Here is a 253-nt window from a genome sequence, read left to right on the forward strand (position 1 = left end):
GGACACTTTATTCCACAGCGGTTCGCTCTCCACCTCATTGGTATCGATATAGCCCGCGCCAGGGATATGGCTCAGCAGATAGAGCTTCGGCGCTCCCCAGGCGGCTTCAAACACTTTCCAGTCGCCTGCCGGGGCGGCGGCGACCGCTTTCCCTTGCTGTAGGTCGTGCAGCCACTGGGGGTAGACCAGCTGTTCAAAGTGCGGCAGCTTTTGCAGACGGTCGGTCTGGCTCAGCGCATCGCTCAGGGTGCTG

Annotated in this window: 1 pseudogene; it reads right to left on the minus strand. The window is 61.3% G+C overall.

The features are described 5' to 3' along the window. Positions 1 to 253 (minus strand): annotated as a pseudogene (locus tag ACODJP_RS14305) (hypothetical protein); the annotation flags it as partial.

It is taken from the genome of Pleomorphochaeta sp. DL1XJH-081, assembly GCF_049310885.1.
Taxonomy (GTDB): domain Bacteria; phylum Spirochaetota; class Spirochaetia; order Sphaerochaetales; family Sphaerochaetaceae; genus CAYZJV01.